This window comes from Micromonospora sp. NPDC023869 (assembly GCF_055559695.1).
The window spans coordinates 81,665-107,183 of record NZ_JBVHKD010000012.1 but is presented as its reverse complement, the minus strand read 5'-3'; the positions used below and the strand labels follow the sequence as shown (position 1 = coordinate 107,183).

Genomic DNA, 25,519 nt, shown 5'->3' with positions numbered 1-25,519 from the left:
CCGACGACGACGACAATGACGCCATGGACCTGCTCGAGGTGTACCGGCGCAGCCTGGTGGAGTTCACCGACCGGGTGGAACAGGTCGGCGGCGGGCAGTGGTCGGCGGTGACCCCGTGCCCGGGGTGGGACGTCCACACCCTGGTCAACCACGTCGTCGGGGAACAGCGCTGGAGCGTCGCGCTGCTCGCCGGCCGGACCATCGCGCAGGTCGGCGACCGCTACGACGGCGACCAACTCGGTGACGACCCGGTCGTGGCGGCGCGCGACGCGGCGGCACAGGCCGAGTTGGCCGCCGCCTCGCCCGGCGCGCTGGACCGCACCGTGCACCTCTCGGCCGGCGACACGCCCGCCGAGGAGTACCTGCACCAACTGCTCGCCGAGCATCTCGTGCACGGGTGGGACCTGGCCGTGGCCATCGGTGCCGACCCGAGGATGGACGCCGACGCGGTCGCCGAGTGCGCCCGCTGGTTCAGTCGCGCCGTCGGCGGCTACCGGAGCAACGGGCTGGTGCACGACCGGGTCGACGTTCCGCCGCAGGCCGACGAGCAGGACCGGCTGATCGCCGCGTTCGGCCGCGATCCCGGCTGGGCCCCGTAACCGCCCACCGCACCCGGCCCGGCGAGACCGCCGCACAGCGAGACCGCCGCACAGCGAGACCGCCGCACAGCGAGACCGCCGCACAGCGAGACGAGTACGGCGGCCGGCGCGGGATCACCCGCGCCGGCCGCACCCCCGGTGTGTGAAGTACGCGAGCGGTCAGCCCAGCCGACCACCGTCACGGGGTACCGTCCGCCACCGCTGGCGTGGCCCGGGTTGCCGCTCCCAGCGGTCCGCAGCGCTCACCGAGACGCCGTCGGCGGGTACCGGCTCCGGATCCTTGGTCAACTGCCGCAGCCGCATCAGCAGGCCGACACCGAGGAACAGCAGCAGCCCACCGAGCAGGAAGGCGACCTCGGTCAGGCCGAGACCGGCCCCGGTCTGCGAGACGTTGCCGGCGGCTCCGGCGTCCGGCGCGGCGGCACCGCCACCGGCGGCACCGGCATCGACCCTCTCCCCCGGCCCCTCCTCCGGCGGGTCCTCCGTCGGCTGCGGCTCCAGTTCCCGGGGCGACTCGCTCGGGGTCACCTCGGTCGGGGTGGGCGCCACCGAGGGGCGGGCCGCCCCTCGGCCGACCACGTCGCGGTTCGCCGTCTGGCGGGACAGCAACTGCAGGTTCTGGTCGTACGCCTCGACGGTGAGTTGGACCTGCCCCGGGTCGGCGTCACGGGCGAACGCGACCCGGTACTGGGCGGTCACCGTACGCCCCGGGCAGAGCGTGCCCGGGTCGAGCTGCCGGTCGGTCAACCGCGCCGCGTTGCCCTCGGTCCGCACCTGCACCGGGAACGAACCGTTCTCCTCGATCCGGTCGATCCGCACCTGGTCCAGCCGGACGCCCTGCACACCGACCACCATCGACCAACGCACCTTGATGCAGCCGCCCTGATCGGAGCGGGACACCACGGCAGAGACCGTCTCCACCCGCCCTCCGGCGGTGAACCGGTCCGGCAGGCCGCTGAGTTCGGTGGCGAACGCCGCCTGTGCCGGCGCGGACATGGCCAGGTGCACACCGGTGACACAGGCCAGTACCACCCCGATCCGTAGCGTGTTCCGCCACAGCCTTCTCACGATCTGTCCTCCTGTTGGTCGCCTCCATCGGCAACGCTATGAGGGCCGGGCGCCAGCCGGTAGACGGGCGTGTTCGCACGTGGTGTGAAGCAAGATGCCCCTTTTCACGTACGGTATTGAACCGGTCACCCGGCACCCGCGACACGCCGAACGGGATCACGATGGACAATCACCGGGTGTCCGCTCTCTCCGCCGCCTTCGTCCAGTTGCACGCCCGGCTCGGCCCCGTCGCCTTCGTACCCGAGGTGCGGCTGCACCAGGCGGACGAGCCGATCGGCCTGTGGGAGCTGACCGAGGGTGAGTTCCGCAGCGACCGGCCGCCGCCGTTCTGGGCCTTCGCCTGGGCGGGCGGCCAGGGCCTCGCCCGGTACGTCACCGACCACCCGGACCTCGTCGCCGGCCGGCGGGTCCTCGACTTCGCCTCCGGCTCCGGCCTGGTGGCGATCGCCGCCGCCAGGGCCGGTGCCGCCGCCGTGCGCGCGGTGGAGGTCGACGAGCTGGCCGTCGCGGCGGTCGCGCTCAACGCCGAGGCCAACGGGGTACGCGTCGACGCCGAACTCGGCGACGTCCTCGATCGGGACGCCGGGGACGCCGAGGTGGTGCTCGCCGGAGACGTGTTCTACAGCGAGGCGATGGCCAACCGGGTCCTACGGTTCCTGCTGCGCGCCGCCCGCTCCGGGGCCACCGTGCTGGTCGGCGATCCCGGACGCGCCTTCCTGCCCAGGGACCGCTTCGACGAGGTGGCCGCCTACGACGTGCCGGTCAGCGAGGCGCTGGAGAGCGTACGGGTGAAGCGCACCACGGTGTGGCGGCTGCGCGCGGGACGGCCGTCGACGGCCCGCTAGCGTGACGCGGTGCTGTTCCGCGCCTGGGAGCAGGCCCCGGGAGCGACCGCAAGCGCCGGGGCCGACGTCGCGATGGCCGGGGCCGGGGCCGACGTGGCCGGTGTCGACGTGGCCCGGGTCGTGGACCACGTGGGCGGTGAACACCTGCTGGTGACCCGGCACGCGCTGGTGCGGCAGGTGCTGACCGACCCGGTGACGTACCGCCCGGACAACGCCCTGGACGCGGTGACCCCGATCCCGGTGGCCGCGCTGCGCGTCCTCGCCGCGCACCGGTTCCGGTTACCGCCGACGCTGGCCAACAACGGCGGCGCCGACCACCCGGGGATCCGTGCGCTGGTCGCCGACGCGCTGCACCCGAAACGGGTGGCCGACCAGCGTGACTGGTTGGCCGCGCTGGTCCGTCGACGGGTGACCGGCCTGGACGCCGCGCTGGACGACGGCGTACCCGTCGACCTGCACGCCGGGCTCGCCGCCGACCTGCCGCTGCTGGTGCTGGCCCGGCTGGTCGAGTTGCCCGACGCGCCGGTGGCGGCGGTGAAGGAGCTCGCCCGCGCCGCGCTGGAGCTGTTCTGGGCACCGCTGGACGCCGACCGGCAGCAGACCCTCGCGGTCGAGGTGGGTCGCTTCCATCGGGTGCTGCGCGAGTTCGCGGCCACCGGCGGCGGGCTGGCCGGGTCGCTGCGGGCCGCCGGGCACCCGCCCGACGTGGTGGTCGGCGCACTGTTCTTCCTGCTGGTCGCCGGTCAGGAGACCACCTCGCAGTTCCTCACCCTGCTGATGCACCGGCTGATCGGGGAACCGACCGTGCTCGCCGGGCTGCGCGACGGCTCGGTGGCGGTCGCCGACGTGGTCGAGGAGGGGCTGCGGCTGGAGCCGCCGATCGTCACCTGGCGGCGGGTCGCCGCCGTGGACACCACGCTGGGCGGAACGGCGGTGGCGGCGGGCACCAGCATCGTGCTCTGGCTGGGCCGCGCCGGACGCGACCCGGCGGTGGTGGAGTCGCCGGACGGGTTCCGGCCGGGGCAACGCGGGTCACGCCGACACCTGGCCTTCGGCGCGGGCGTGCACCGCTGCGTCGGCGACCAGCTCGCCCGGATGGAGGCCGCGACCGTGGTGACGGAGGCGGCCCCGCTGCTGGCCCGGGTCCGCGTGCTGCGCGCACCCCGTTACCCGGACAACCTCACCTTCCGGATGCCGGACGCCCTGGTCGTGACGCGCGCCCCGCTCAGGTGATCTCGTCGACCTCAGTTGATCTCGTCGGCCCAGGCCCGCCAGTCGTCGAGCACGCCGTACAACGCCGGGGTCAGCCAGCCCGGCGCGGACCGCCGGAACACGCCCGGGTCCATCGCCCCGGCCCCGGCCGGCAACGCACCGAGCAGATTCGGCAGCAGGTCGCTGACGTTGGCCCAGTGCACCAGCTCCGGGTCGGCCGGCCACGCGCCGATCACCACACCCGCCGGCACCGCACGCCGGTCCAGCGCCTCCAGGGTGAGCGCGGTGTGGTTGAGCGTGCCCAGCCCAGCGCGGGCCACCACCACCGCCGGGGCACCCAACGACACCGCCAGGTCGGCCACCGTCCACGCCTCGCCCGAGGGCCGCAGCCCCATCGGGACGAGCAGCCCACCGGCGCCCTCGATCAGCACCAGATCGTGCTTCTCCGCCTCCTCGCGGATCGCGTCGACCGCGTTGTACAACTCCAGCGGCGGCAGGTCCGCCACCCGGGCGGCGGCCAGCGGGGCGAGCGGATCGGGGTAGGCGGCCAGGGTGCGGGCGGTCATCGGGGCGGAGAGCCGGGTGACCGCCTCGACGTCACCGGGCTCACCGGTGGCCGTACCCGTCTGACCGGGTTTGACCACCGCCACCCGCAGCCCGGCCGCCTGCGCGGCGGCCGTGATCGCCGCGGTCACCACCGTCTTGCCGACCTCGGTGTCGGTCCCGGTGACCAGCACCGGTCCGCGCCACTGATCCGTCATGGCGCACATTCCACGATGACCTCCAGGGCCCGCTCGAAGTCCGCTCGGGACGGCCCGGCACCGATGGTGAGCCGCAGCCGGGATCGGCTGTCCGGGGTGGAGGGCGGCCGGAAGCAGCCCACCGCCACCCCCCGGTCCCGGCAGGCGGCGGCCCAGTCGCTCGCCGCCTCCGGGCCGGGCGCGGTGACCGAGACGACGGCCGCGTCCGGGGCGGAGACCTCCAGGCCGGCGGCGCGCAGGCGGTCCACCGCGAGCGTGGCGCGGGCGGCCAGGTCGGCGCGGAGGGCGTCGCCGTCGCGGGCCAGCCCCACGGCGGCGTGCACCCCGGCGGCCACGGCCGGCGGCAGGGCGGTGTCGTAGATGAAGGTCCGCGCGGTCTCCACCAGGTGCCGGACGAACTCGGCCGGACCGGCCACCACCCCGCCGGCACCGCCGAGCGCCTTGGACAGGGTGGCGGTGACCACCACGTCCGGCTCGCCGGTCAGCCCGGCGGCGGCCACCCCACCGGCCCCGTCCGGGCCGACGACCCCGAGCGCGTGCGCGTCGTCGACCAGCAGCAGCGCCCCGTGCGCGCGGGCGGCCGCGTGCAGCCGGGCCAGTGGCGCCAGGTCACCGTCGACGGAGAAGACCGACTCGGTGACCACCACCGCCGGCCGGTCGGGTGCTGCGGCCAGGGCCGCCGCGACCGCGTCGACGTCGGCGTGCGGGGTCACCACGGTCTCCGCGCCGGAGATCCGGCACCCGTCGATCAGGCTGGCGTGGTTGTGCGCGTCGGAGACCAGCAGCGTGCGGGGGCGCACCAGCGCCCGGACCGCGCCGAGGTTCGCGAGATACCCCGAGGAGAAGACCAGCGCCCGCTCGGTGCCGATCCAGTCGGCGAGGACGTCCTCCAGCGCGTGGTGGGCGTCGGTGGAGCCGCGGACCAGTCGTGACCCGGTCGCACCGAGCCCGTACTCGGAGAGCGCCTTCGCCGCCGCGGCGACCACCTCGGGGTGCGCGGACAGGCCCAGGTAGTCGTTGCCGGCCAGGTCCACCACGGCGTCGTCGGCGGTACGCGGACGCAGCCGACGGGTCAACCCCGCCTTCGCCCGCAGGTCGGCGCGGCGTGCCAGGGCCGCCAGCCAGTCCGCCACCACCACGCCCCTCCCCCGCCGGTTTCCACCGTCAGGCGTCGTCGCCCGGTCGCACGTCGTCGCCCCGGGCGCTTCCGCCGGGCGAAGTTACCACCCGTGCGGGCCGCCCCGGCGTGGCGCGGTACGGCTCGCCGGAGGTCACCGGGACGAGACCGCACGCGTTTCCGCCCGTCGGACGGCCTTGTAGGGTACGTGCCATGCCAGAGATCCTCGACCAGGCCCGTACCCAGGTGCTGGAGGGTGGCGTCGGCCTGGACCAGGCCGGTGTCCTCGCGGTGCTCAACCTGCCCGACGAGCACCTGACCGCCACGCTCCAGCTCGCCCACGACGTGCGGATGCGCTGGTGCGGCCCGGAGGTCGAGGTCGAGGGCATCGTCTCGCTGAAGACCGGCGGCTGCCCCGAGGACTGCCACTTCTGCTCGCAGTCCGGCCTGTTCACCTCGCCGGTGCGGTCGGTCTGGCTGGACATCCCGTCGCTGGTCGAGGCTGCCAAGCAGACCGCCGCGACCGGGGCGACCGAGTTCTGCATCGTGGCCGCCGTCCGCGGACCGGACGCCCGACTGATGAAGCAGATGCGCGAGGGCGTCGCCGCGATCAAGGCCGAGGTCGACATCCAGGTCGCCGCCTCGCTCGGCATGCTCAGCCAGGAGCAGGTCGACGAACTGGTCGAGATGGGTGTGCACCGGTACAACCACAACCTGGAGACCTGCCGGTCGTACTTCCCGAACGTGGTCACCACGCACTCCTGGGAGGAGCGCTGGGAGACGCTGCGGATGGTGCGCGAATCCGGCATGGAGGTCTGCTGCGGGGGCATCCTCGGGCTCGGCGAGACCGTCGAGCAGCGCGCCGAGTTCGCCGCCCAGCTCGCCGAACTGAACCCGCACGAGGTGCCGCTGAACTTCCTCAACCCCCGGCCGGGCACCCCGCTCGGCGACCGCCCGGTGGTCGAGGGCAAGGACGCGCTGCGCGCCATCGCCGCGTTCCGGCTGGCCATGCCGCGCACCATCCTGCGGTACGCGGGCGGCCGGGAGATCACCCTCGGTGACCTGGGCACCCGCGACGGTCTGCTCGGCGGCATCAACGCGGTGATCGTCGGCAACTACCTGACCACCCTCGGTCGACCGGCCACCGACGACCTCAAGCTGCTCGACGACCTCAAGATGCCGGTCAAGGCGCTGTCGGCGACGCTGTGATGCCGATGGGCGAGCTGGTCGGGACGTGGTGCGACCGCTGCGGCGAGGCCGTGGCGGTCGGCGACCACCAGGGCTGCGCGGCGGCCCGCACCCTGGAGCCGCCCCGATACTGCGCCGGATGCCGACGCCGGATGAAGGTGCAGGTGCTGCCGGTCGGCTGGTCCGCCACCTGCGTCGAGCACGGCGAACAGCGAGGCTGAGGCATGACCTTGCGCGGACAGGCGGTGACCCTGCGGCCGGCGAGCGCCGCCGACGTGCCCACGCTCGCCGCCATCCGCGCCGAGCCCGAGGTGCGTCGCTGGTGGCGCGGTGACGACGACCTGACCGCCACCGTCGAGGCCGACCTCGCCGACGACGACCTGGAGGTGTACGTCGTCGAGCACGACGACCGGGTGGTCGGCGCGATCCAGTGGTACGCCGAGAACGACCCCGACTACCGCCACGCCGGGCTGGACATCTTCCTCGACCCGTCGGTACGCGGCCAGGGCCTCGCCGGGGACGCCATCCGCACCCTGGTCCGGCACCTGATCGACGCCCACGGCCACCACCGCTTCGCCATCGACCCGGCGGCGGCCAACACCGCAGCGATCCGCGCGTACGCGAAGGTCGGCTTCCGCACCGTCGGCATCCTGCGTCGCTACGAACGCGGCGCCGACGGCCGCTGGCACGACGGCCTCCTGATGGACCTGCTCGCCGACGAACTCCGCTGACCTTCCCCGGACCGCGACACTCGCGCTCCCAGTGGGTGCGGCGGGTGTGATGTAAGGAAGGGTCCCCTGCTAACGCCTCGTGTATAGCAGGGGACCCTTCCTAACATCCCCGCCGTCGCAGCGCCGGAAATCCGGTGGCGCCCCGCCGATCGGGTGCCCAGAGTCGGACGATGCCCGTTCCCGATGATCGTCCCGACACCCTGGAGTGGTTGGCCTTCGCACAGGCCGGAGTCCTCACCACCGCCCAGGCGCTGACCGTACTGACCGAGGGCACGCTACGGGGGCTCGTCCGTTCCCGCCGATGGCGCTCCGTCGGCCGTGGACTGCTGCTCTCCGGCAACGGCCGACTCACCCGGACCCAACAACTCTGGGTGGCCGTCCTGGCCTGCGGACGGGGCGCGGTCCTCGCCGGTCCCACCGCAGCTACCGAGGCCGGAGTACGCGGCCTGCGGCCCGAGCCGCTGCACGTCCTCGTACCGTCGACCCGCCGGTCCGGGCGTACCACCCTGCGCCGACTGCCGCTCGACATGGCCGCCGTGGTGATGCACCGGACGTCGCTGCTGCCCGCCGACCACCTTCAGGTCGGCCGGCCGCCCCGGACCAGCACGGCACGTGCCCTGGTGGACGCGGCGAGCTGGGCACCTTCGACCCGCGCGGCGCAGGAGGTGCTGGCAGCCGGGTGCCAGCAGAGACGGGTACTGCCCGAGGAGATCACCGCCGTGCTCGACGTCCTGCCCCGGGCACCACGGCGACGACTGATCCGGCAGACCGTCGACGACATCGCCGGTGGCGCGCAGGCGCTCAGCGAGATCGACTTCGTCCGGCTCTGCCGCCGCGCCGGGCTGCCGGCACCGGACCTACAGGAGCGACGAACCGACACCACCGGTCGTACGCGCTGGCTGGACGCGTACTGGCGCGAGTGGCGGATCCACGTGGAGATCGACGGGGCGCACCACATGGACGTACGCCAGTGGGCGGCGGACATGCAGCGGCAGAACGACGTGTGGACGACGGGTGATCGCATCCTGCGCTTTCCCTCCTGGCTGGTACGCGCTCACCCCGACCAGGTCGCCGACACGGTCCGCCGCACCCTCGTCGCCGCCGGTTGGCGACCGGACTCGTGAATCGTGGACAGTTGCCGTCACTGTCGAACGGAACCTGTCCACGATCGCCGGACACGCTGCACGGTAAGCGCGAGGTACCGCGTCCTGCGAACGGACGGAGCGGACGCGGTTAGCAGGTACGGGCCGGAGCGGACCCGGACGGAGCGGACCCGGTTGGCGGGTATGTGCCGGGGTGGATCGGGTGGTGACGGCGAGAACGGCCGCCGGAGGGACACCGGCGGCCGTTCTCGGGTGGTTGGTCATCGGGTCTCACCCCGACCAGCCGGAGGAGATGGCACAAGCTTGCCTGCGGATGGGGCCCACCGATCTCAGGCGAACGGTCCGACCTGGGCGGACGGGCGGGTCTCGTGTCCGGACGTGGGGGTGGAATCAGGGACCGCCAGCGGCGTGTCGGTGTAACGCGATTCGGGCCGCCGACGCTACCCCCACCGGCCCAGACTCGCCTGCGCCCCGGCGCCTGCCGACTGCACCCCGACGAGACGCGCGCGCCGTTCCGGATCGGCCTTCCCGGAACGCTCGCTCCTGTCGTGCCGCTCGGCCTTCCCAAACCGGTGAGCGCCAGATTACATTGCTACTCATCCATGGGAGCGCTCCCGGGCCTGCTGGAGCCACTCTGCCACCACCGCCGGCAGCCGTCCACCCCGACGTGTCCGCGTCGACGCTGCCTGCCCCGTACGACAGGAGCAGCCGCATGCACCACATCAGACGGCCGGGCCGCGCTCGCGGCGACGATCCCGGCCGACGCGACCACTGGTCGCGTCGTCTCCGCAGCGCCGGCACGGTCCTCGCCGCCGGACTGGCGCTGGCGGTCGGCGTACCGGCGGCCGGCGTCGCCGCCCCGACCGACGCCACCCCAGCCAACGCCACACCGAACACCACCAGCGACGCCGCCGCGCCGGCGTTCAACTACGCGGAGGCGTTGCAGAAGTCGCTGCTGTTCTACGAGGCGCAGCAGTCCGGGAAGCTGCCGGACTGGAACCGGGTCTCCTGGCGTGACGACTCGGCGTTGCGGGACGGCGCGGACGTGGGGATCGACCTCACCGGTGGCTGGTACGACGCCGGTGACCACGTGAAGTTCGGCTTCCCGATGGCGTTCAGCACCACGATGCTGGCGTGGGGCGCGGTCGAGTACCGGGCCGGGTACGTGGCGTCGGGCCAGCTCACCCACCTGTTGAACAATCTGCGGTTCGTCAACGACTACTTCGTCAAGGCGCATCCCTCGCCGAACGTGCTGTACGGGCAGGTCGGCAAGGGCGACGACGACCACAAGTGGTGGGGTCCGGCCGAGGTGATGCCGATGGCGCGGCCCGCGTACAAGATCGATGCGAGCTGTGGCGGCGCGGACCTGGCGGGTGAGACGGCGGCGGCGATGGCCGCGTCGTCCATGGTGTTCCGGCCGACCGACGCCGCGTACGCCGACAAGCTGCTCACCCACGCGCGGCAGCTCTACACGTTCGCCGACACGGTGCGTAAGAGCTACCACGAGTGCATCACGGACGCGACCAGCTTCTACCGGTCGTGGAGCGGCTACCAGGACGAGCTGGTGTGGGGTGCCATCTGGCTGTACCGGGCGACCGGCGACGCCACGTACCTCGCCAAGGCGGAGAGCGAGTACGACAAGCTCGGCACCGAGCCGCAGACCACCACCCGTTCCTACAAGTGGACGGTGGCCTGGGACAACAAGCAGTTCGGCGCGTACGTGCTGCTGGCCAACCTGACCGGGAAGCAGCGCTACGTCGACGACGCCAACCGGTGGTTGGACTTCTGGACCGTCGGCGTGAACGGGGAACGGATCCGCTACTCCCCCGGCGGAATGGCGGTGCTCGACTCCTGGGGCGCGTTGCGGTACGCGGCCAACACCGCGTTCGCCGCGCTGGTCTACAGCGACAAGACCACCGACGCGACCCGCAAGGTCCGCTACCACGACTTCGCCGTCCGGCAGATCAACTACGCGCTCGGCGACAACCCGCGCAACTCCAGCTACGTGGTCGGCTTCGGCACCAACCCGCCGAAGAACCCGCACCACCGCACCGCGCACGGCTCCTGGTGGGACAGCATGACCGTACCCACGGAGACCCGGCACACCCTCTTCGGCGCGCTGGTCGGCGGGCCGTCGTCGCCGAACGACGCGTACACCGACAACCGGTCGGACTACGTGATGAACGAGGTCGCGACCGACTACAACGCCGGTTTCACCTCCGCGCTGGCCCGGCTCTCCCAGGAGTACGGGGGTACGCCGCTGGCCGGCTTCCCGGGTGTCGAGCGGCCCGACATCGACGAGCTGACCGTGGAGACCACGGTGATGCAGAACGAGACCCGGGCCACCGGTCTCAAGGTGATGATCTACAACAAGTCGGCGTTCCCGGCGCGGGCGTTGACCGACGCGAAGTTCCGCTACTACTTCCGCCCGGACGGCACCGGTCCGGTGCAGGTCACCCCCGGTTACACCCAGGGCTGCCCGGCGCCGAGCACTGCCAAGCAGGCCGGTGGTGACCTCTGGTACGTGGAGGTCGACTGCACCGGCCAGACCATCGCGCCGGCCGGTCAGTCGCAGCACCGGATGGAGGTGCAGTTCAAGGTCGGCGTGCCCGAGGGCGGCACCTGGAACACCGGCAACGACCCGTCGTTCCAGGCCACCGCCGGACCGAACCGCAACGTGCCGTTGTACGCGGGCGGGGTCCGGGTGTGGGGCGTCGAGCCCACGGGTGACACCGACCCGCCGCCGCCGGACCCGGACGACACCGTCGCGCCGACCGCTCCCGGTGCGGTGACCGTCTCCGGAATCACCGCGACCGGAGCCACGCTGACGTGGGGTGCCGCCACCGACAACGTGGGCGTCACCGGGTACCGGATCTACCGGGACGACGTGCTGGTCACCACCGTCACCGGCACCACGTACGCGGCGACCGGGCTGACCGCGCAGACCACGTACCGCTTCCACGTGGTGGCCGTTGACGCGGGCGGCAACGTCTCGCCGCCCACCGCGAAGGTCTCGGTGACCACCTCGGCGCCGTTGCCGACGATGCCCTGCCGGGTCACCTACGGCACCAACGACTGGGGCACCGGGTTCACCGCGAACATCACCATCGCGAACACCGGCACCTCGACCATCAACGGCTGGACGCTGGCGTTCACCTTCCCAAACACCGGCCAACGGGTCGGTCAGGGTTGGGGGGCGACCTTCCAGCAGACCGGCGCGTCGGTGACCGCGACAAGCCTGTCCTACAACGGCACTCTCGCGCCGGGCGCGTCCACGAGCATCGGTTTCAACGGTACGCACACCGGCAGCAACCCCCGACCGACTGGCTTCACGGTCAACGGGGCCACCTGCACCGTCGCCTGATCCGAGGGGGCGGTGCGGCCAGGCACCTCGCTCTGGCCGCACCGCCCCTCCGTCACGCGGAATCGCCCCGGTCGGTTCACCATCAGTGCAGATTGTGTGAACATCCATAAGATCCACCCGCACGCCGCCCGCTCCCGTACCCATCGGCACCCCTGTCGACCTGGGAAAAGGAGCTGAACAATGAGCGGACGACACCGTCGGACACGCCGGACACGCCTGCTGGCCCTGGTGGCGGTCGGGGTGGTGGCCCTCGCCGGGCTGGCGGTCGCCCCGATGACCTTCGCCGCCGAGGCACCCCGCAACACCTGCCCCGACCTGGAGGTCATCGGCGCACGCGGCACCACCGAACGCCCCGGCCTCGGCATCGTGCTGACGCCGCTGGCCCGGCAGATCACCCGGGACCTACCGCAGACCGTCCGCACCACCCCGCTGGACTACCCGGCCTCCGGCAACTACGTCGCCAGCGTGCGACAGGGCGTCGCCGAGGTGCAGCGGGTGATGACCGCGACCGCCGCGCAGTGCCCCAATACCCGGTTCGTTCTAATGGGCTACTCCCAGGGCGCCGACGTGATGGGCGACGCGCTGGCCGGCACCGGCAGTCGTGCCGGTCTCTCCGCCGACCTCGGCGCGCGGGTCTCCTCCGTCCTCCTCTTCGGCGACCCCTCCTTCACCGCCGGTGAACCCTTCAACGTCACCGACGGTCGACGCTCCGGCATCTTCCCCCGAGGCGCGGGCCGGCTGAACGGCTTCGCCGATCGCATCCAGTCGTACTGCAACGCCAACGACCGCTTCTGCCAGGGCGGATTCAGCTTCGCCGCACACGTCAACTACCAGGGCTTCCACACCCGGGCCACCCGCTTCGCCGCCACCCGCGCCACCGCCGACGTACCCCGCTGACTTCGCGGCTTGTTCCATCTGCGGGCGCGGCTGCGGCGCTCCCCCCGACGCGGCACTGCGGAAACGGCACTGCGGGCGCGGGTCCCGGCGGCGGCTGCGGCGCGGGGCCGGGCGCAGCGCAGGGCTTGCGGCGGCTGCGGCGTCGCAGGGCCGGCGGCGACCCGTGCTGCGGCGGCGGCAATCTTGGACGGTTTCCGTTAGGAGCTAACGGAAACCGTCCAAGATAGACGGCCGCACCGCACGATCACGGCGGGGTGTTCGGGTGTGCGGGGATGGGATGAGCACGAGTCGCCGCAGCCCGGCGGGCATCACGAACAGATGCCGCGTCTCGACCGCGTCCCCGTGCCGGTCGAGCTGGTAACACCGGATCCAGGTCCAGCCGTACGGCGGATGCCAGTCGGCCTGCTCGCGGACGACCCGCACCGCGATCGGCGTGCGAAACTGCGGGCTCGCGTCGCGGGTCAGCAGGTACACACCGGGCTCGACCACCGGCGTCCCGTCCGGCCGCCGCCGCTCACCAAGCACGACGCGGCACGACCACGGCCTGGTCCACCCGCACCCGGGCGTACCGGCGACGGACCTGCAGCGTCCCGTCACCCTGCACCGCATGCCCGCTCACCTCGGCCCACACGTGGCCGTCCGCCTGCTGCGCGCGGCCGATCACCTCAGCCACATAGAGCAGCAGCTCTCCCACCCCGGGCAGGTACGCACCCTCCGGCACCCGGATCACATCCCCCACCGCCACGGTGCCGAGTGCCTCTCCGCCGAGCACGGCGGCAAACGACCGCACAGCTGAACATTCATCGGTGGGCGTCGGCCAGCGCGACGGCGGGACATTGTTCGTCGCTCGCGGTGTGGACACGGAAGCCTCCCTCGTCGTCTCGGTGGACCGGGGGTCGCCGCGGATGCTCGCCCGGCGGCGACCCCCGGGACGAACGCGCCCGCCGGGCCAGGGGGATTGGCCTCCACCGAACGCGCCATCTGAACAAGACCTTGCCAAGGGTTGCGGGGCAGTTACACCGCGTAGGAGTCTGTACCGAAGACATTCCGGACGATGTGTTTGGAGCAGGGGATGAATCGGGCCGTTCAGCTTGCGATGGCAGCGGCTGGGGAGACTGCCGACAGCCTCGCAGCTCAGATCGGGGTAGATCCGAAAACCGCTGCGCGATGGGTCAGCCAGGGACGTGTTCCGCAGATGCGTCATCGTGCCCGCGTGGCAGAGATCCTGCGAAGGGACATGGAGGACCTTTGGCCGGACGCGCAGCGACGTAAGGAGCCCGCGTGGTTTCTGCCGTGGACGCAGGTCGAGCGGGAGGCCACCGGACTCCGCTGTTACGAGTCGTCGGTGATCCCGGGGCTGCTGCAAACCGAGGACTACGCCCGGGCCGTGATCGCCTCCGGGCCACTGACGGCCGACGCCGAAAGCCTCGTCGCACTCAGGATGGAGCGGCAGGCAGCGGTGTTCGACCGACCCCGACCACCGCTGGCGGTCTTCGTCATCGACGAAGCCGCGTTACGTCGGGGCGCACCGGAGATCATGGGACCGCAACTCGACCACCTGATCTCCATGGCACAACGGCCGAACGTCATGGTGCATGTCATTCCACTGACGGCCGGTCTACATCCGGGCCAGGCCGGACCCTTCGTGATCGCCACGACGGCAGACGGAGACGACGTCGGTTATCTGGACGATCAAGCCCAGGGCCGCATCACCAATGATGTTGCTCCACTCTGGGCCGTCTGGGATACCGTGAGGTCGGTGGCGCTTCCGCGCGACCAGTCCATCGAGTTTCTGAGAGCGCGGGCATGGCTGACCTGACCGGCGCCCACTGGCGCACAAGCACTCGTAGCAGTTCCAACGGCGGGAACTGCGTGGAAGTCGCCGACAACGTGCCCGGCATCGTCGGCGTCCGGGACTCCAAGGACCCGGGCGGTCCCGCCCTGGCCTTCGATCCCACCGCTTGGCAGGCGTTCGTCTCCCAACTCGCCAAACAAGCCTGACCAAACGTTCCGGACATCTTTAGAGCGCTCGCCCCACTGGGGCCGGGCGCTCTCACCGTCCCCAGCAGCTGCCCCGACACACCCCCGTCAGCCACAGTCCTCGCCGATCATGGAGTTGTGGCATCGACAAAAAGGGGCGTTTCATCAGACAACAGGCGCCACAACTCCATGATCGACGCAGCAAAGCACGCGACGCGGTAACGCGCGCCACGCAGCACAGCACGCGACGCCGTGCAGCGCGCGACACGGCAAGGGCGCGCTGCACGGCAAGGGCGCGCGACACGGCAGGGCACGTGGCACAGCGCGAGAGACGGCAAGAGGGCGGTGGGCGGGGCTCCCGCATCGGGAGCCCCGCCCACCTCACCGTCCTCCGCACCGGAGGTCGGTCGTCTGTGCTGTCAGCCGGCGCGTTCCGTCGCCGCCGACACCTCGGCCCCGAGGGGCACGGTCATGGTGAGCAGGGATCCGTCGCGTTCGGCGATCGTGGGTCGGGCCAGCCGACGCAGGGTACGCAGCATGGGCGTGTTGTCCGCCTGGATGTGCAGCACCATTGCCGCGTACCCGGCGGACTCGGCCTGCCGGGTCAACCGGCGCAGCAGGGTCGAGCCGAGGCCGCGCCGCTGCCAGTCGTCGCGGACCAGCAGGGCCAGTTCGGCCTCGTCGCCCTCGGCGAGCAGGTTCGCCATCGCGACGACCGACTCCGCCGCCCCGTCGGAGCCGGTCGTCGCGGCGATCAGGGTCTGCCCGCGCGCCGGTTCCAGGAGCTGACGCAGGCGGGCCGGGGTGGGCAGGCAGGCCCCGCCCAGGTAGCGGCGTTGGCGGGTGTCCGCCGAGCACGCCTCGTGTAGTTCGGTCACGGCCGCCAGGTCGTCGGCGACGGCGGGGCGTACGGTCAGCTCGGCGCCGTCCGGCAGGACCACGGTGACCTGCTCGGCGGTGCGGCGGGCCGCGGTGGCGCCCAGCTCCAGCAGGGCCTGGGCGCGGGCGTACTCGGCGGGGGTGAAGCTCGGCGCGGCCCGGCGCAGCAGGTAGGAGCCGCCGTTCGGGTCGGCCAGCAGCATCGTCGCCTCGTCGACCCCGGCGCGCGTCACGGCGAGTGCCGGACGCCAGGTCACCTCGTCCGCGCCGAGCAGGGCGCGCAGCACCTCGCCGGTCGCGTCCGGGTCGTGGACCAGCCGGGTGGCCAACCCGAGTACGCGGGTCGGCTGGTCCGCCAGGCCACGCGCCTCGCTGCGCGCCACCCAGCAGTCCCGCCCCCTGCCCCGTTCCACGGCGGCGATCAGACCCGCCTCGTCGAGGGTGTCCGGCGCGTCCACGAGGAAGTCGTCGACAGCGCCACGTTCGGTGGTGTGCACCTGCACGGTGAGGATGTTGACTCCACGCAGCGCGAGGCTCGCCGTGAGCACCGACAGGTAGCCCGGCCGGTCGTCCACGGTGGCCCGGATCCGCCACAGCGTCATGGTCGCCTCCTTTCACCTGTCACCCTGGCCTGCGGCTGTTGCGGGCCGGTTGCCCGACCGTGTCCGGCTGCCACGGGCTCTGCGGTCTGCGTCACACCAGGTCGCGGGCCGGTCAGGGGTTGGCGGTGACGGCCGGGGAGCCGACCAGGTCGAGCCGGTCGCCGAGGATCACCGCGCTGGCCCGGACCAGTTGGGCGAGCCGGTCGACCTCGGTGCTGTGGAAGGCGGCCGGGGTCAACGTCTCGTTGTGCTCGCGGGAGACCACCAGGACCAGCCCGGCGCGACCGAACGGCGCGACCGCGAAGTGACTGCCGTCGGGCATGGTCATCGACCGGGCGCGCAGCGGGGTCACCTCCGGCAGCCGGGGCGGCACCGGCGTACGCCAGCTCGCGTGCCCGACCGTCGCCCCGCCGCCTCCGGTGCGGGAGGCCCAGTCGACCGGTACGACCGCGGCCACGGACCACTCGGCGGCGAGCAGTCCGGGTACCGCGTCGACCAGAGTGGCCAGCCCGTCGGCCGGGTTGGCGGCGACCTGGGCCAGCAACTCGGCGTCCTGCCCGGTGGTGGTGGGCGCGCCGATCGCCCGCCACACCCCGTCGACGCGTACGCCCGGGATCGCGGCCAGGCCCGCCAGCAACCGTTCCACCCGGGCGGCGCCCGGCCAGACCACGGTGAAGTCGTCGACCGCCCGCCCGCCGAGCCGTTCCAGGACGACCACCTGGACGATGTCCGCGCCCGAGACACCGAGGGTGCGGGCCACCTGGCCGAGCGTGCCCGGACGGTCCGGCAGGGTGACCCGTACGCGCAGCAACATCTGAACCCTCCGCTCGGCGGGCCGGCACAATGCCGGCAGGCTGAACCCGAGCCTGGCAGTTGACCATTTCGTCCCTGTTGCTGCGGCATGTCCCCTGGGCAAAACCTGACCTTGACAACCCGTCGGGGCTGCCATCAACTGTCCGAATGACCGATCCGGCTGCCCGTTCCCCCGCCGGTCTGGACCTGGACCGTCTCCGCGCGTACCTCGCGACGCATCGACCGGAGTCGACCGGGGCGCCGCTGCAGGCCGACCTGATCGCCGGTGGGCGGTCGAACCTCACCTACCTGGTCCGGGCCGGCGACCGTGACCTGGTGCTCCGGCGACCACCGCTCGGGCACGTGCTGGCCACCGCGCACGACATGACCCGCGAGTTCCGGGTGATCTCGGCGCTGGCCGCCACCGACGTGCCGGTCCCCCGCGCCCTGCTGCTCTGCGCCGACCCGGACGTGCTCGGCGCGCCGTTCTATCTGATGGAGCGCGTTCCCGGCGAGGTGTACCGGAGCCGCGAACAGACCGACCGACTCGGCGCGGGGCAGCGGCACGACCTGGCGATGGCGATGATGGACACCCTCGCCACCCTGCACACCGTCGACCCGGCGGCGGTCGGCCTGGCCGACTTCGGCCGCCCCGACGGCTACCTGGCCCGGCAGGTACGCCGCTGGGCCGGGCAGCTCGACCGGTCCCGCAGCCGACCGCTGCCCGACATCGACGAGCTGCGCGACCGGCTCGCCGCCACGGTCCCGGACAGCACCGGTACGGCCGGGATCGTGCACGGCGACTACCGGCTGGACAACCTGCTCGCCGCAGTCGACCCGGCGGCCGGGTCGATGAGCGTGACCGCCGTGCTGGACTGGGAGATGGCCACGCTCGGCGACCCGCTGGCCGATCTCGGGCTGCTGCTGACGTACTGGGACGTCCTGGGTGGCGGCGTCGCCGCCGTTGACAATCCGGTCGCCGACGGGCTCGGCCCGCGTGCCGGGTTCCCGACCGGCGCGGAGCTGATCGACCGGTACGCCGCCCGCAGCGACGTCGACGTCGGCCCGCTCGACTGGCACGTGGCACTGGGCTGCTTCAAACTCGCGGTGATCTGCGAGGGCATCCACTACCGGCACACCCTCGGGCAGACCCTCGGCGAGGGTTTCGACACCATCGGCGGCATAGTCGCCCCGCTGGTCGCCCGTGGGCTGGCCACGCTGAGGGAGGCATGATGCACTTCGGGTACGACGACCGCACCGAGCAGTTGCGCGGGGAGCTGACCGAGTTCCTGACCGACCACGTCTACCCGGCCGAGGCCGTCTACACCGCCGAGGTGGCCGCCGCCGGTGACCCGTGGGCCCGACCGCCGGTGCTGGCGAGGCTGAAGGACGAGGCCCGTCGGCGCGGCCTGTGGAACCTCTTCCTCCCCGATCCGCGACACGGTGCCGGGCTGACCAACCTCCAGTACGCGCCGCTGGCCGAGTTGACCGGCCGCAGCCCGCATCTGGCCCCGGAGGCACTCAACTGCGCCGCGCCGGACACCGGCAACATGGAGCTGCTGGCCGAGTTCGGCACCCCGGCCCAACAGGAACGGTGGCTCGGCCCGCTACTGGCCGGCGAGATCCGCTCGGCGTTCTGCATGACCGAACCCGACGTCGCCTCCTCCGACGCGACGAACATCGCCACCGCCATCCGCCGCGACGGCGACCACTACGTGATCGACGGCCGCAAGTGGTGGTCGTCCGGGGCGATGGACCCGGCCTGCGAGATCTTCATCGTGATGGGCAAGACCGACCCGGACGCCGACCGACACCGGCAGCAGAGCATGATCCTGGTCCCCCGGAACACCCCCGGGGTCACGGTCCGCCGGGGGATGACCGTCTTCGGCTTCAGCGACGCCCCGCACGGCGGCCACGCCGAGATCGACTTCGACGGCGTACGGGTCCCGGCGGAGAACCTCGTGGGCGCCGAGGGCACCGGGTTCGCCATCGCCCAGGCCCGGCTCGGCCCCGGCCGCATCCACCACTGCATGCGCCTGATCGGCATGGCCGAACGGGCCCTGGAGCTGCTCTGCCGCCGGGCCGTCGACCGGGTGGCCTTCGGCCGCCCCCTGGCCGAGCAGGGCGTGGTGCGGGAGTGGATCGCCGAGTCCCGGGTCCGCATCGAGCAGGCCCGCCTGCTGGTGCTCAAGACCGCCTGGCTGATGGACACCGTCGGCAACAAGGGCGCGCACACCGAGATCCAGGCCATCAAGATCGCCACACCGGCGATGGCCGAGTGGGTGATCGACAAGGCGATCCAGACGTACGGCGCAGCCGGCGTCAGCCAGGACACTCCCCTGGCCGCACTCTGGACCCACGCCCGTACGCTCCGCCTCGCCGACGGCCCCGACGAGGTGCACCGCGCCAGCCTCGCCAAGCGCGAGCTACGCCGCTGGACCCACCCCGCCTGACCACGCCCGCCACGAACGGCGGGCGTCCCTGCCTCTGGGCTGCCGTCCGACCAGAACGAGAACTACCACCATGATCAGGGCGAATACGCCGATCGAGGTGACCTCGACCGCGAGCACCCACGGACGAGGTTCGATGAGGTCGTTGAGCAGTCCATAGAGTTCGGCGGTGGAGGCGATGGCGAGAAGAGTCGCTGACGTGGTCAGGATGGTGTTCAGGCGTCGACGCCGGTGGGATTCGGCAGCGGCCAGCCGATCGTCGAAGGCGCGGAACAGCCCCGAGGCGACCTGGTACAGATCCTCAGCCTCCTGAATCCGACTCAACAAGGAACGTTCGTACGCGGCAAGACCAGCCGCCTCGTACAGGCGGTCGAAATAGGAACGCCTGATCAGGTCACGCAAGAGGGTAGGGGAATTGATTCCGTTGAGCTTGGCCCGGACGTCACTCGTGACCAGTCTGAGGTCCGCATACCGCTGTTCGAGTGACAAGATGGTGTGCTGCAGTGCGCTTCTCTCCTGGACCGTCGACATCGGCGCCTCCTGAAGAAGCCGTCGGGCCGTGTCGAGTTGGTTCCGCGCCTGCCGGATGTATTCGGTGATCTCAGCAGTCCAGCCGAGCAGTACGCCAGGAAGCGTGGCGATGAACTCGGCTTGAGCGCTGTAGCTGAGGGCCATCCAGTCCGGCGTCTCTGGCGCCGACACCACTGTGGTGTTCGCCGTACGCAAGACGATGTCACCGTCGTATCCGTAGTCGCCGAGGATGTCGGTGACATGCGGCGACGGGCGATAACGCACCCACTCCTCCAGTGTCACGGCATCCCGGCCAACGGGGCTGACGAATAGGCTGCTGCCCACGATGGCGGCATCACGGATCTCGGATCCGCATGCATGTCGGGCTGTTCCGTCGGCCTGGATGACCCGAAGGGAATGAACCACCAACAACGAGTGACTCAGTGCCACCGCCGTGGCCGCAGCGCGCTGGACAACATCGTCGAAGGACTGGTCCGCCGATGGGTCGTCATTCAGCCCGTTGAGGAATTCCGTGATCACCTCTTGGGCATACTCAGAGAGTCTGCTCCACGCCTCCGTGCGGTCCGAGGTCGCCAGGCGCACCTTCTCGCTGGCTCCCATCACGACCGATGGACGACGAAGCGCCTGGTTGACGAGGTGCACGTCCGCATCAACCAGAGCGCCCTCGATGCGGAGGCTGTGATTCCCGAGGCTGCTGATCCTCAGCGTGGCGATGAGGGTCGTCTGTGTCCTCGCGGCGTCTGTCATGGTGATCAACACCGGAGGCAGCGACACGTCCAGCACCCGATAGTCGGACTCCGCCCCCCAGTCGTCGCCGACCGCGTGATCCATGACCGCACTGATCGGTCGTCCGTGCACACGCACCGCTCGCTCTTCACAACGACTCCTGATCGCGCTGATCGGATCGGCACCGTACCCGGTCAACGCGCTCGATCCGCCCCGACGGGGCGTGAGCCGCACCCGGTCCAGCACAGCGCTGGGAATCGCGAACGGATAGATGTAGACGACCGTGGCGTCCTCGACGAAGAGGAAGTCACGGTTCACCCACTCGCGCATGATCCGCAGGTTGGCCGCGAGTGCTGCAAGGTCGCCGGACAGCCAGGCCCTCGCAGGGTGCCGACGCCTGGTCTGCTCTACCTTTTCGAGGAAGCCGGCCAACTCCTCGGCCAGAACCTCCCGGGGCTCGTGGACGCCCTGATCGCCGGTCCTCTTCCCGGCCAGAAGAAACTGACGCGTTGCCCGGGCACAAAAGACGAGGGTTTGATAGTAATCACGCGTCTCGTTGGCGTGCGCGGACAACCAGTCGGTCAACTCATCGCCGTCCCGAATCGACCGGATCCGGCAGATCTGATCGTCCATCGCTGCCACAATAGGTCGCGCCTGCTTCTCCACCTCGTCCACGCAGGAGGAATTGACAGCCCTACTGACTGCCATCCCCTGCGACACGAGCCGGATGTTCTCCAGCATGATCGAGGCCTGTTCCGTGATTGCTGCGGAAGGAGGACCGGATCCTAGACGGCGACTCTTGTCCGGAGAGTCCGGAAAACCCGCGCGCAACACCTCGGAGATCGTCCGCAGCACTCCACCCTGATCGGCATAGAGATCCCACATCTCATTGATTCGCGCGTAGAGGTACGAGACGAGCAACAAGAGGAGATCGGGTCGATCGGCAACGTGTCCGACCTGAGCGCGGAGGACGGCCCGTACGATCTCCGAATCGGGGGCCCGGCCAGTGAACAGGGCATCGAGATCAGCCAGGGCATGCCCGTGCCCCGTTCGCGACAGCAAGTCCTGGAGAGGGCGTGCGCTGTGGTGTGTGAATGCCTCCGTCAAGGCATCGGCTACCGCTGCAGGAGATGGGGTGCCGGTCTGCATCGAATGAAGCGTCGCCACGATGGAAGCCTCCAGCGCACACTCTGTCCGGGCCTGTCAGAGTAGGAGAGGCTGTCGACCAGCCGCGGCGGTCGGCTGAGCTGCCTTGCGATGCCCAGGTTCAGGCGGTGGCGCGTTCGACGAGTTGGGTGTCGAGCACGATGTGCGGGTCGGGGATCTCGTCGCCGCGGATGCGGGCCACCAGCAGACGGGCCATCTGCCGGCCCATCTCGTCGACCGGCTGGAACACCGAGGTGAGCGGCGGGTTGGCCTGCCGGGCGATGGGCGCGTCGTCGAAGCCGATCACGGCCACGTCCTCCGGTACGCGGCGGCCGGTGTCGCGCAGCGTCCGCATGGCGCCGAAGGCCATCAGGTCGGCGGCGACGAAGACCGCGTCCAGGTCGGGGCAGCGGTCCAGCAGTTGCCGCATCGCGGTCGACCCGCTCTCCTCGCTGAAGTCGCCGTACCCGATCAGGTCGGGGTTGACGCCGAAGCCGGCGGTGCGGACGGCGTCCCGGTAGCCGGCGAGCCGGGCCAGGCCGGCGCCCATGTCCTGCGGGCCGGCGATGGTGGCGATCCGGCGTCGTCCCCGGGCGGCGAGATACTCCACGGCCTGCCGCGCGCCACCGGCGTTGTCCACGTCGACGAAGGAGGCGGGCTGGGCCTCGGGGTGCAGCATCCGAGCCGGGCGTCCGCCCAGCACGGTGGGCAGGCCCCGTTCCTCCAGGAGGGTGGGCAGCGGGTCGGAGTCGTGCAGCGACAGCAGCAACACCCCGTCCACGTGCTGGTTGGTGAGGTGGTGCTCGACCCGTTCCCGCTCCAGCGGCGACTGGGCCATCGCCAGCCAGAGCTGCAACGGCGTCTCCAGCAGGACCGAGCTGATTCCGCGCACGATGCCGGCGAAGAACGGCTCGGCGAAGATGCGCTCACCGGACTCGCTGACCACGAGGGCCACCGAGTCGGTGCGTTGGGTCACCAGGGCGCGGGCCGCCCGGTTCGGCACGTACCCCAGTTCGGCGATTGCCTGCTGCACGGCGGCGCGGGCCTCGGGACTCACCTGGGGGGAGCCGTTGACCACGCGGGAGACCGTCCCGCGGCCGACTCCGGCGCGGGCGGCGACCGCGTCGAGGGTCGGGCGCCCGAGCGACCGGGTGCGCTGCGTTGTCATCGTCTGCTCCTCCGACATGGGCGGACCCGGCACCTGGTTCAGCGCTGGTGCCGGGCCACCCGTTACTGGCTGGCCGTCGCCTTATTGTGCGGCCAGACCGTTGCGTCGGATCACCTCCGCGTACCACCTGGCGCTGGACTTGGGGATGCGGGTCTGGCTGTCGTAGTCGACGTAGATCATCCCGAACCGCTTGGTATAACCCCAGGCCCATTCGAAATTATCCAACAGCGACCAGGCGAAGTATCCCCGTAGGGGCACGCCGGCGCTGATCGCCTCGTGCGAGGCGCGCAGGTGGGCGTCGAAGTACGCCAGCCGGTCGGCGTCGTCGACCTGGCCGTCGATCACCGCGTCGACGAACGCCGAGCCGTTCTCGGTGACGTAGAGCGGCAGGTCGGTGTACTCCTCGTGCACCCGGCGCAGGGTCTCGACCAGGCCGGGAGCATCGATCTCCCAGTTCATGTCGGTGACCGGGTAACCCCGGGTGACGAACCGGACGTTCTCGCTGCCCGGCCAGGTCGACGGGGCCCGCCAGTACTCCTCCGGGTCCTCGCCGGGCACCGGCGCGGCCACCACGTGCCGGCTGTAGTAGTTGATGCCGACCACGTCCAGCGGGCTGGAGATGATCTCCAGGTCACCGTCGTGGACGTGCCCGAAGTCGGTCACCTTCGCCAGGTCCGCGACCAGGTCCTCCGGGTACGACCCACGCAGGATCGGGTCCAGGAAGAAGCGGTTGGCCAGCCCGTCGATGCGCCGGGCCGCGTCCAGGTCCCCGGGCGTGTTGCTGGCCGGGGTCACCGGGTACAGGTTGACGGTCACGCCGAGCTCGGCGCTCGGGATGGCCGCGCGCAGCGCCTGGACGGCGAGCCCGTGGCCGAGCATCAGGTGGTGCCCGGCGCGGACCGCGTCCGCACCGTTCTGGCGGCCGGGCGCGTGCACGCCCGATCCGTAGCCGAGGAACGCCGAGCACCACGGCTCGTTGAGCGTCGTCCAGTACTTCACCCGGTCGCCCAACGCACCCGCCATGAGCTGCGCGTAGTCGGCGAACCGGGCGGCCGTGTCGCGGGCCGGCCAGCCACCGGCGTCCTCCAGCTCCTGGGGCAGGTCCCAGTGATAGAGGGTGAGCCACGGCTCGATGCCGTTGGCCAGCAGCTCGTCGACCAGCCGCTGATAGAAGTCCAACCCCTCGGCGTTTGCCGGGCCCGTGCCGCCCGGCTGCACCCGCGGCCACGACACCGAGAACCGGTACGACTTCAACCCCAGCTCGGCCATCAGGCGAACGTCGTCGCCGAGCCGGTGGTAGTGGTCGCAGGCGACGTCGCCGGTGTGCCCGGCGACCGTCCGGCCCTCGGTGTGGCTGAAGGTGTCCCAGATCGACGGGGTACGGCCACCCTCGCTCGCCGCGCCCTCGATCTGGTAGGCGGCGGTGGCCGCGCCCCAGAGGAAGTCGGACGGGAAGGTCAACGGCGCGCGTTCGTCGAGGACACCCACCGCGGGTGGGATGGCGGGGTTGCTCACGACTTGACAGCACCTTCCATGATGCCGCCGATGATCTGGCGGCCGAACAGGATGAAGACCAGGACCAGTGGCAGGGTGCCGACCGCCGTGGCGGCGAAGACCTGGGAGTAGTCGGTGTAGTAGGCGTACGAGAGGAAGGAGAGCGAGACCTGGAGGGTCGGGTTCTCCGGGGTGAGGATCGCGTACGGCCAGAGGAAGGAGTTCCACGTCTCCATGAAGGTCAACAGACCCAGGACGGCCGCCGCCGGACGCAGCGCGGGCAGCACGATGTTCCAGTAGATCCGGAACGTGCTGGCACCGTCGACCCGACCGGCCTCGATCAGCTCGTCGGAGATCGCCTGGCTGGCGTACTGCCGCATCATGAACACGCCGAACGCGCTGACCAGGAACGGCACGGTCACGGCGTACAGGGTGCCGAACCACCTCAACTCCTGCATCATGCCCCAGAGCGGGATGATGCCGAGCTGGGTCGGGATCATCATGGTGATGACGATCATCAGCAGCAGGATGTTGCGGCCCCGGAAACGCAGCTTCGCGAAGGCGAAGCCGGCCAGCGAGCCGGTGAGGACCACCGACAGGGTCACCACCGAGGAGACGATGACCGAGTTCATCAGACCGGTGAGGAAGTTGGCCGCGTCGTTGTCGAGCACGCGCCCGAAGTTGTCACCGAAGGCGCCACCCGGGGTGAGCGGCGGTGGTACGTCGTTGATCGAGTCCAGGGTGCGGGTCCCGATCACGATCATGTAGTAGAACGGGTAGATCGACAGCAGCGCCGCCATGACGAGCGCGATGTAGGTCAGCGGGCTGGTGCGCCACAGGCGCCGGGAAGCCGAGGTCACAGCTCT

24 protein-coding genes are annotated in these 25,519 nt (G+C 71.3%); 13 read left to right on the top strand and 11 right to left on the bottom strand.

The genetic code is table 11. The features are described 5' to 3' along the window. Positions 1 to 23 precede the first annotated feature (23 nt). Positions 24 to 599 carry a TIGR03086 family metal-binding protein gene (locus ACZ31C_RS26815; protein WP_449944710.1) on the top strand — a complete coding sequence of 192 codons (576 nt, stop codon included), beginning with the start codon at positions 24 to 26 and terminating at the stop codon, positions 597 to 599. Between the two features lie 159 nt (positions 600 to 758). Here ACZ31C_RS26815 and ACZ31C_RS26810 read toward each other — a convergent pair whose 3' ends face one another. After that, a complete protein-coding gene (locus tag ACZ31C_RS26810; protein WP_465797629.1) occupies positions 759 to 1,667 on the bottom strand; it encodes a hypothetical protein in 909 nt (302 codons plus the stop codon). A gap of 176 nt (positions 1,668 to 1,843) precedes the next feature. Between ACZ31C_RS26810 and ACZ31C_RS26805 the strand changes: the two genes are divergently transcribed. Both ACZ31C_RS26805 and ACZ31C_RS26800 read left to right on the top strand, forming a co-directional pair. Beyond that, the gene (locus tag ACZ31C_RS26805; RefSeq protein WP_465797628.1) at positions 1,844 to 2,512 is read left to right on the top strand and encodes a class I SAM-dependent methyltransferase; all 669 of its coding nucleotides are present in this window, start codon (positions 1,844 to 1,846) and stop codon (positions 2,510 to 2,512) included. Positions 2,513 to 2,584: 72 nt separating this feature from the next. Next, positions 2,585 to 3,745 (top strand): cytochrome P450, encoded by a 1,161-nt coding sequence (locus ACZ31C_RS26800; RefSeq protein ID WP_465797692.1) that lies wholly within the window; start codon positions 2,585 to 2,587, stop codon positions 3,743 to 3,745. A gap of 11 nt (positions 3,746 to 3,756) precedes the next feature. On the opposite strand, the gene bioD is transcribed toward ACZ31C_RS26800, so the two are convergent. Both bioD and ACZ31C_RS26790 read right to left on the bottom strand, forming a co-directional pair. Further along, positions 3,757 to 4,494: a dethiobiotin synthase gene (bioD, locus tag ACZ31C_RS26795; protein ID WP_350695557.1), complete on the bottom strand. Its 738-nt coding sequence runs from the start codon at positions 4,492 to 4,494 to the stop codon at positions 3,757 to 3,759. After that, positions 4,482 to 5,618 (bottom strand): 8-amino-7-oxononanoate synthase, encoded by a 1,137-nt coding sequence (locus tag ACZ31C_RS26790; RefSeq protein WP_465797627.1) that lies wholly within the window; start codon positions 5,616 to 5,618, stop codon positions 4,482 to 4,484. Before ACZ31C_RS26790 ends, bioD begins: the two co-directional genes overlap by 13 nt. Positions 5,619 to 5,815: 197 nt before the next feature. On the opposite strand from ACZ31C_RS26790, the gene bioB reads away from it, so the two are divergent. From bioB to ACZ31C_RS26760, 6 genes are all read left to right on the top strand, one after another. After that, positions 5,816 to 6,811: a biotin synthase BioB gene (gene bioB / locus ACZ31C_RS26785; protein ID WP_465797626.1), complete on the top strand. Its 996-nt coding sequence runs from the start codon at positions 5,816 to 5,818 to the stop codon at positions 6,809 to 6,811. Continuing rightward, complete coding sequence (bsaP, locus tag ACZ31C_RS26780) at positions 6,811 to 7,011, top strand: biotin synthase auxiliary protein BsaP (RefSeq protein ID WP_465797625.1); 201 nt, start codon at positions 6,811 to 6,813, stop codon at positions 7,009 to 7,011. Before bioB ends, bsaP begins: the two co-directional genes overlap by 1 nt. Positions 7,012 to 7,014: 3 nt before the next feature. Continuing rightward, positions 7,015 to 7,521 (top strand): GNAT family N-acetyltransferase, encoded by a 507-nt coding sequence (locus ACZ31C_RS26775; protein WP_465797624.1) that lies wholly within the window; start codon positions 7,015 to 7,017, stop codon positions 7,519 to 7,521. A 170-nt stretch (positions 7,522 to 7,691) separates the two neighbouring features. After that, the gene (locus tag ACZ31C_RS26770) at positions 7,692 to 8,645 is read left to right on the top strand and encodes a hypothetical protein (RefSeq protein WP_465797623.1); all 954 of its coding nucleotides are present in this window, start codon (positions 7,692 to 7,694) and stop codon (positions 8,643 to 8,645) included. A gap of 691 nt (positions 8,646 to 9,336) precedes the next feature. Continuing rightward, complete coding sequence (locus ACZ31C_RS26765) at positions 9,337 to 11,988, top strand: glycoside hydrolase family 9 protein (protein ID WP_465797622.1); 2,652 nt, start codon at positions 9,337 to 9,339, stop codon at positions 11,986 to 11,988. A gap of 180 nt (positions 11,989 to 12,168) precedes the next feature. Beyond that, positions 12,169 to 12,885 carry a cutinase family protein gene (locus tag ACZ31C_RS26760; protein ID WP_465797621.1) on the top strand — a complete coding sequence of 239 codons (717 nt, stop codon included), beginning with the start codon at positions 12,169 to 12,171 and terminating at the stop codon, positions 12,883 to 12,885. Between the two features lie 204 nt (positions 12,886 to 13,089). Here the strand turns inward: ACZ31C_RS26760 and ACZ31C_RS26755 are convergent, their stop codons facing one another. Then, complete coding sequence (locus ACZ31C_RS26755; RefSeq protein ID WP_465797620.1) at positions 13,090 to 13,374, bottom strand: hypothetical protein; 285 nt, start codon at positions 13,372 to 13,374, stop codon at positions 13,090 to 13,092. Positions 13,375 to 13,399: 25 nt separating this feature from the next. Next, positions 13,400 to 13,675, bottom strand: a complete 276-nt coding sequence (locus tag ACZ31C_RS26750; RefSeq protein WP_465797619.1) for a hypothetical protein — start codon at positions 13,673 to 13,675, stop codon at positions 13,400 to 13,402. A 282-nt stretch (positions 13,676 to 13,957) separates the two neighbouring features. Between ACZ31C_RS26750 and ACZ31C_RS26745 the strand changes: the two genes are divergently transcribed. After that, entirely contained in the window at positions 13,958 to 14,704 is a 747-nt protein-coding gene (locus ACZ31C_RS26745; RefSeq protein ID WP_465797618.1) for a Scr1 family TA system antitoxin-like transcriptional regulator, read from the top strand. Next, positions 14,692 to 14,886 (top strand): DUF397 domain-containing protein, encoded by a 195-nt coding sequence (locus ACZ31C_RS26740; RefSeq protein WP_396744877.1) that lies wholly within the window; start codon positions 14,692 to 14,694, stop codon positions 14,884 to 14,886. Before ACZ31C_RS26745 ends, ACZ31C_RS26740 begins: the two co-directional genes overlap by 13 nt. Positions 14,887 to 15,284: 398 nt before the next feature. Here the strand turns inward: ACZ31C_RS26740 and ACZ31C_RS26735 are convergent, their stop codons facing one another. Next, positions 15,285 to 16,346: a GNAT family N-acetyltransferase gene (locus ACZ31C_RS26735; RefSeq protein WP_465797617.1), complete on the bottom strand. Its 1,062-nt coding sequence runs from the start codon at positions 16,344 to 16,346 to the stop codon at positions 15,285 to 15,287. A gap of 112 nt (positions 16,347 to 16,458) precedes the next feature. Continuing rightward, positions 16,459 to 17,160: an ACT domain-containing protein gene (locus ACZ31C_RS26730; protein ID WP_396744882.1), complete on the bottom strand. Its 702-nt coding sequence runs from the start codon at positions 17,158 to 17,160 to the stop codon at positions 16,459 to 16,461. Positions 17,161 to 17,306: 146 nt separating this feature from the next. On the opposite strand from ACZ31C_RS26730, the gene ACZ31C_RS26725 reads away from it, so the two are divergent. Continuing rightward, positions 17,307 to 18,371 (top strand): phosphotransferase family protein, encoded by a 1,065-nt coding sequence (locus tag ACZ31C_RS26725; RefSeq protein ID WP_465797616.1) that lies wholly within the window; start codon positions 17,307 to 17,309, stop codon positions 18,369 to 18,371. Continuing rightward, positions 18,371 to 19,591, top strand: a complete 1,221-nt coding sequence (locus ACZ31C_RS26720; RefSeq protein WP_465797615.1) for an acyl-CoA dehydrogenase family protein — start codon at positions 18,371 to 18,373, stop codon at positions 19,589 to 19,591. The genes ACZ31C_RS26725 and ACZ31C_RS26720 overlap by 1 nt, the downstream gene beginning before the upstream one ends. Here the strand turns inward: ACZ31C_RS26720 and ACZ31C_RS26715 are convergent. From ACZ31C_RS26715 to ACZ31C_RS26700, 4 genes are all read right to left on the bottom strand, one after another. Then, on the bottom strand, positions 19,565 to 21,994 hold the full coding sequence (locus ACZ31C_RS26715; RefSeq protein WP_465797614.1) for a hypothetical protein: 2,430 nt from the start codon (positions 21,992 to 21,994) through the stop codon (positions 19,565 to 19,567). The genes ACZ31C_RS26720 and ACZ31C_RS26715 overlap by 27 nt on opposite strands. Before the next feature lie 118 nt (positions 21,995 to 22,112). Further along, the gene (locus tag ACZ31C_RS26710; protein ID WP_465797613.1) at positions 22,113 to 23,159 is read right to left on the bottom strand and encodes a LacI family DNA-binding transcriptional regulator; all 1,047 of its coding nucleotides are present in this window, start codon (positions 23,157 to 23,159) and stop codon (positions 22,113 to 22,115) included. Positions 23,160 to 23,240: 81 nt separating this feature from the next. Next, a complete protein-coding gene (locus tag ACZ31C_RS26705) occupies positions 23,241 to 24,674 on the bottom strand; it encodes a GH1 family beta-glucosidase (protein WP_465797612.1) in 1,434 nt (477 codons plus the stop codon). Beyond that, positions 24,671 to 25,513 carry a carbohydrate ABC transporter permease gene (locus ACZ31C_RS26700; RefSeq protein ID WP_465797611.1) on the bottom strand — a complete coding sequence of 281 codons (843 nt, stop codon included), beginning with the start codon at positions 25,511 to 25,513 and terminating at the stop codon, positions 24,671 to 24,673. The genes ACZ31C_RS26705 and ACZ31C_RS26700 overlap by 4 nt, the downstream gene beginning before the upstream one ends. Between the last annotated feature and the right edge of the window lie 6 nt (positions 25,514 to 25,519).

Coding starts and splice junctions, on each gene's coding strand:
- ACZ31C_RS26740 (WP_396744877.1), top strand. CDS start 14,692: ATGGCTGACCTGACCGGCGCCCACTGGCGCACAAGCACTCGTAGCAGT.
- ACZ31C_RS26770 (WP_465797623.1), top strand. CDS start 7,692: ATGCCCGTTCCCGATGATCGTCCCGACACCCTGGAGTGGTTGGCCTTC.
- ACZ31C_RS26745 (WP_465797618.1), top strand. CDS start 13,958: ATGAATCGGGCCGTTCAGCTTGCGATGGCAGCGGCTGGGGAGACTGCC.
- ACZ31C_RS26815 (WP_449944710.1), top strand. CDS start 24: ATGGACCTGCTCGAGGTGTACCGGCGCAGCCTGGTGGAGTTCACCGAC.
- bioD (WP_350695557.1), bottom strand. CDS start 4,494: ATGTGCGCCATGACGGATCAGTGGCGCGGACCGGTGCTGGTCACCGGG.
- ACZ31C_RS26800 (WP_465797692.1), top strand. CDS start 2,585: ATGGCCGGGGCCGGGGCCGACGTGGCCGGTGTCGACGTGGCCCGGGTC.
- ACZ31C_RS26710 (WP_465797613.1), bottom strand. CDS start 23,159: ATGACAACGCAGCGCACCCGGTCGCTCGGGCGCCCGACCCTCGACGCG.
- ACZ31C_RS26735 (WP_465797617.1), bottom strand. CDS start 16,346: ATGACGCTGTGGCGGATCCGGGCCACCGTGGACGACCGGCCGGGCTAC.
- ACZ31C_RS26730 (WP_396744882.1), bottom strand. CDS start 17,160: ATGTTGCTGCGCGTACGGGTCACCCTGCCGGACCGTCCGGGCACGCTC.
- ACZ31C_RS26760 (WP_465797621.1), top strand. CDS start 12,169: ATGAGCGGACGACACCGTCGGACACGCCGGACACGCCTGCTGGCCCTG.
- ACZ31C_RS26775 (WP_465797624.1), top strand. CDS start 7,015: ATGACCTTGCGCGGACAGGCGGTGACCCTGCGGCCGGCGAGCGCCGCC.
- ACZ31C_RS26715 (WP_465797614.1), bottom strand. CDS start 21,994: ATGCAGACCGGCACCCCATCTCCTGCAGCGGTAGCCGATGCCTTGACG.
- bsaP (WP_465797625.1), top strand. CDS start 6,811: ATGCCGATGGGCGAGCTGGTCGGGACGTGGTGCGACCGCTGCGGCGAG.
- bioB (WP_465797626.1), top strand. CDS start 5,816: ATGCCAGAGATCCTCGACCAGGCCCGTACCCAGGTGCTGGAGGGTGGC.
- ACZ31C_RS26725 (WP_465797616.1), top strand. CDS start 17,307: ATGACCGATCCGGCTGCCCGTTCCCCCGCCGGTCTGGACCTGGACCGT.
- ACZ31C_RS26765 (WP_465797622.1), top strand. CDS start 9,337: ATGCACCACATCAGACGGCCGGGCCGCGCTCGCGGCGACGATCCCGGC.
- ACZ31C_RS26720 (WP_465797615.1), top strand. CDS start 18,371: ATGCACTTCGGGTACGACGACCGCACCGAGCAGTTGCGCGGGGAGCTG.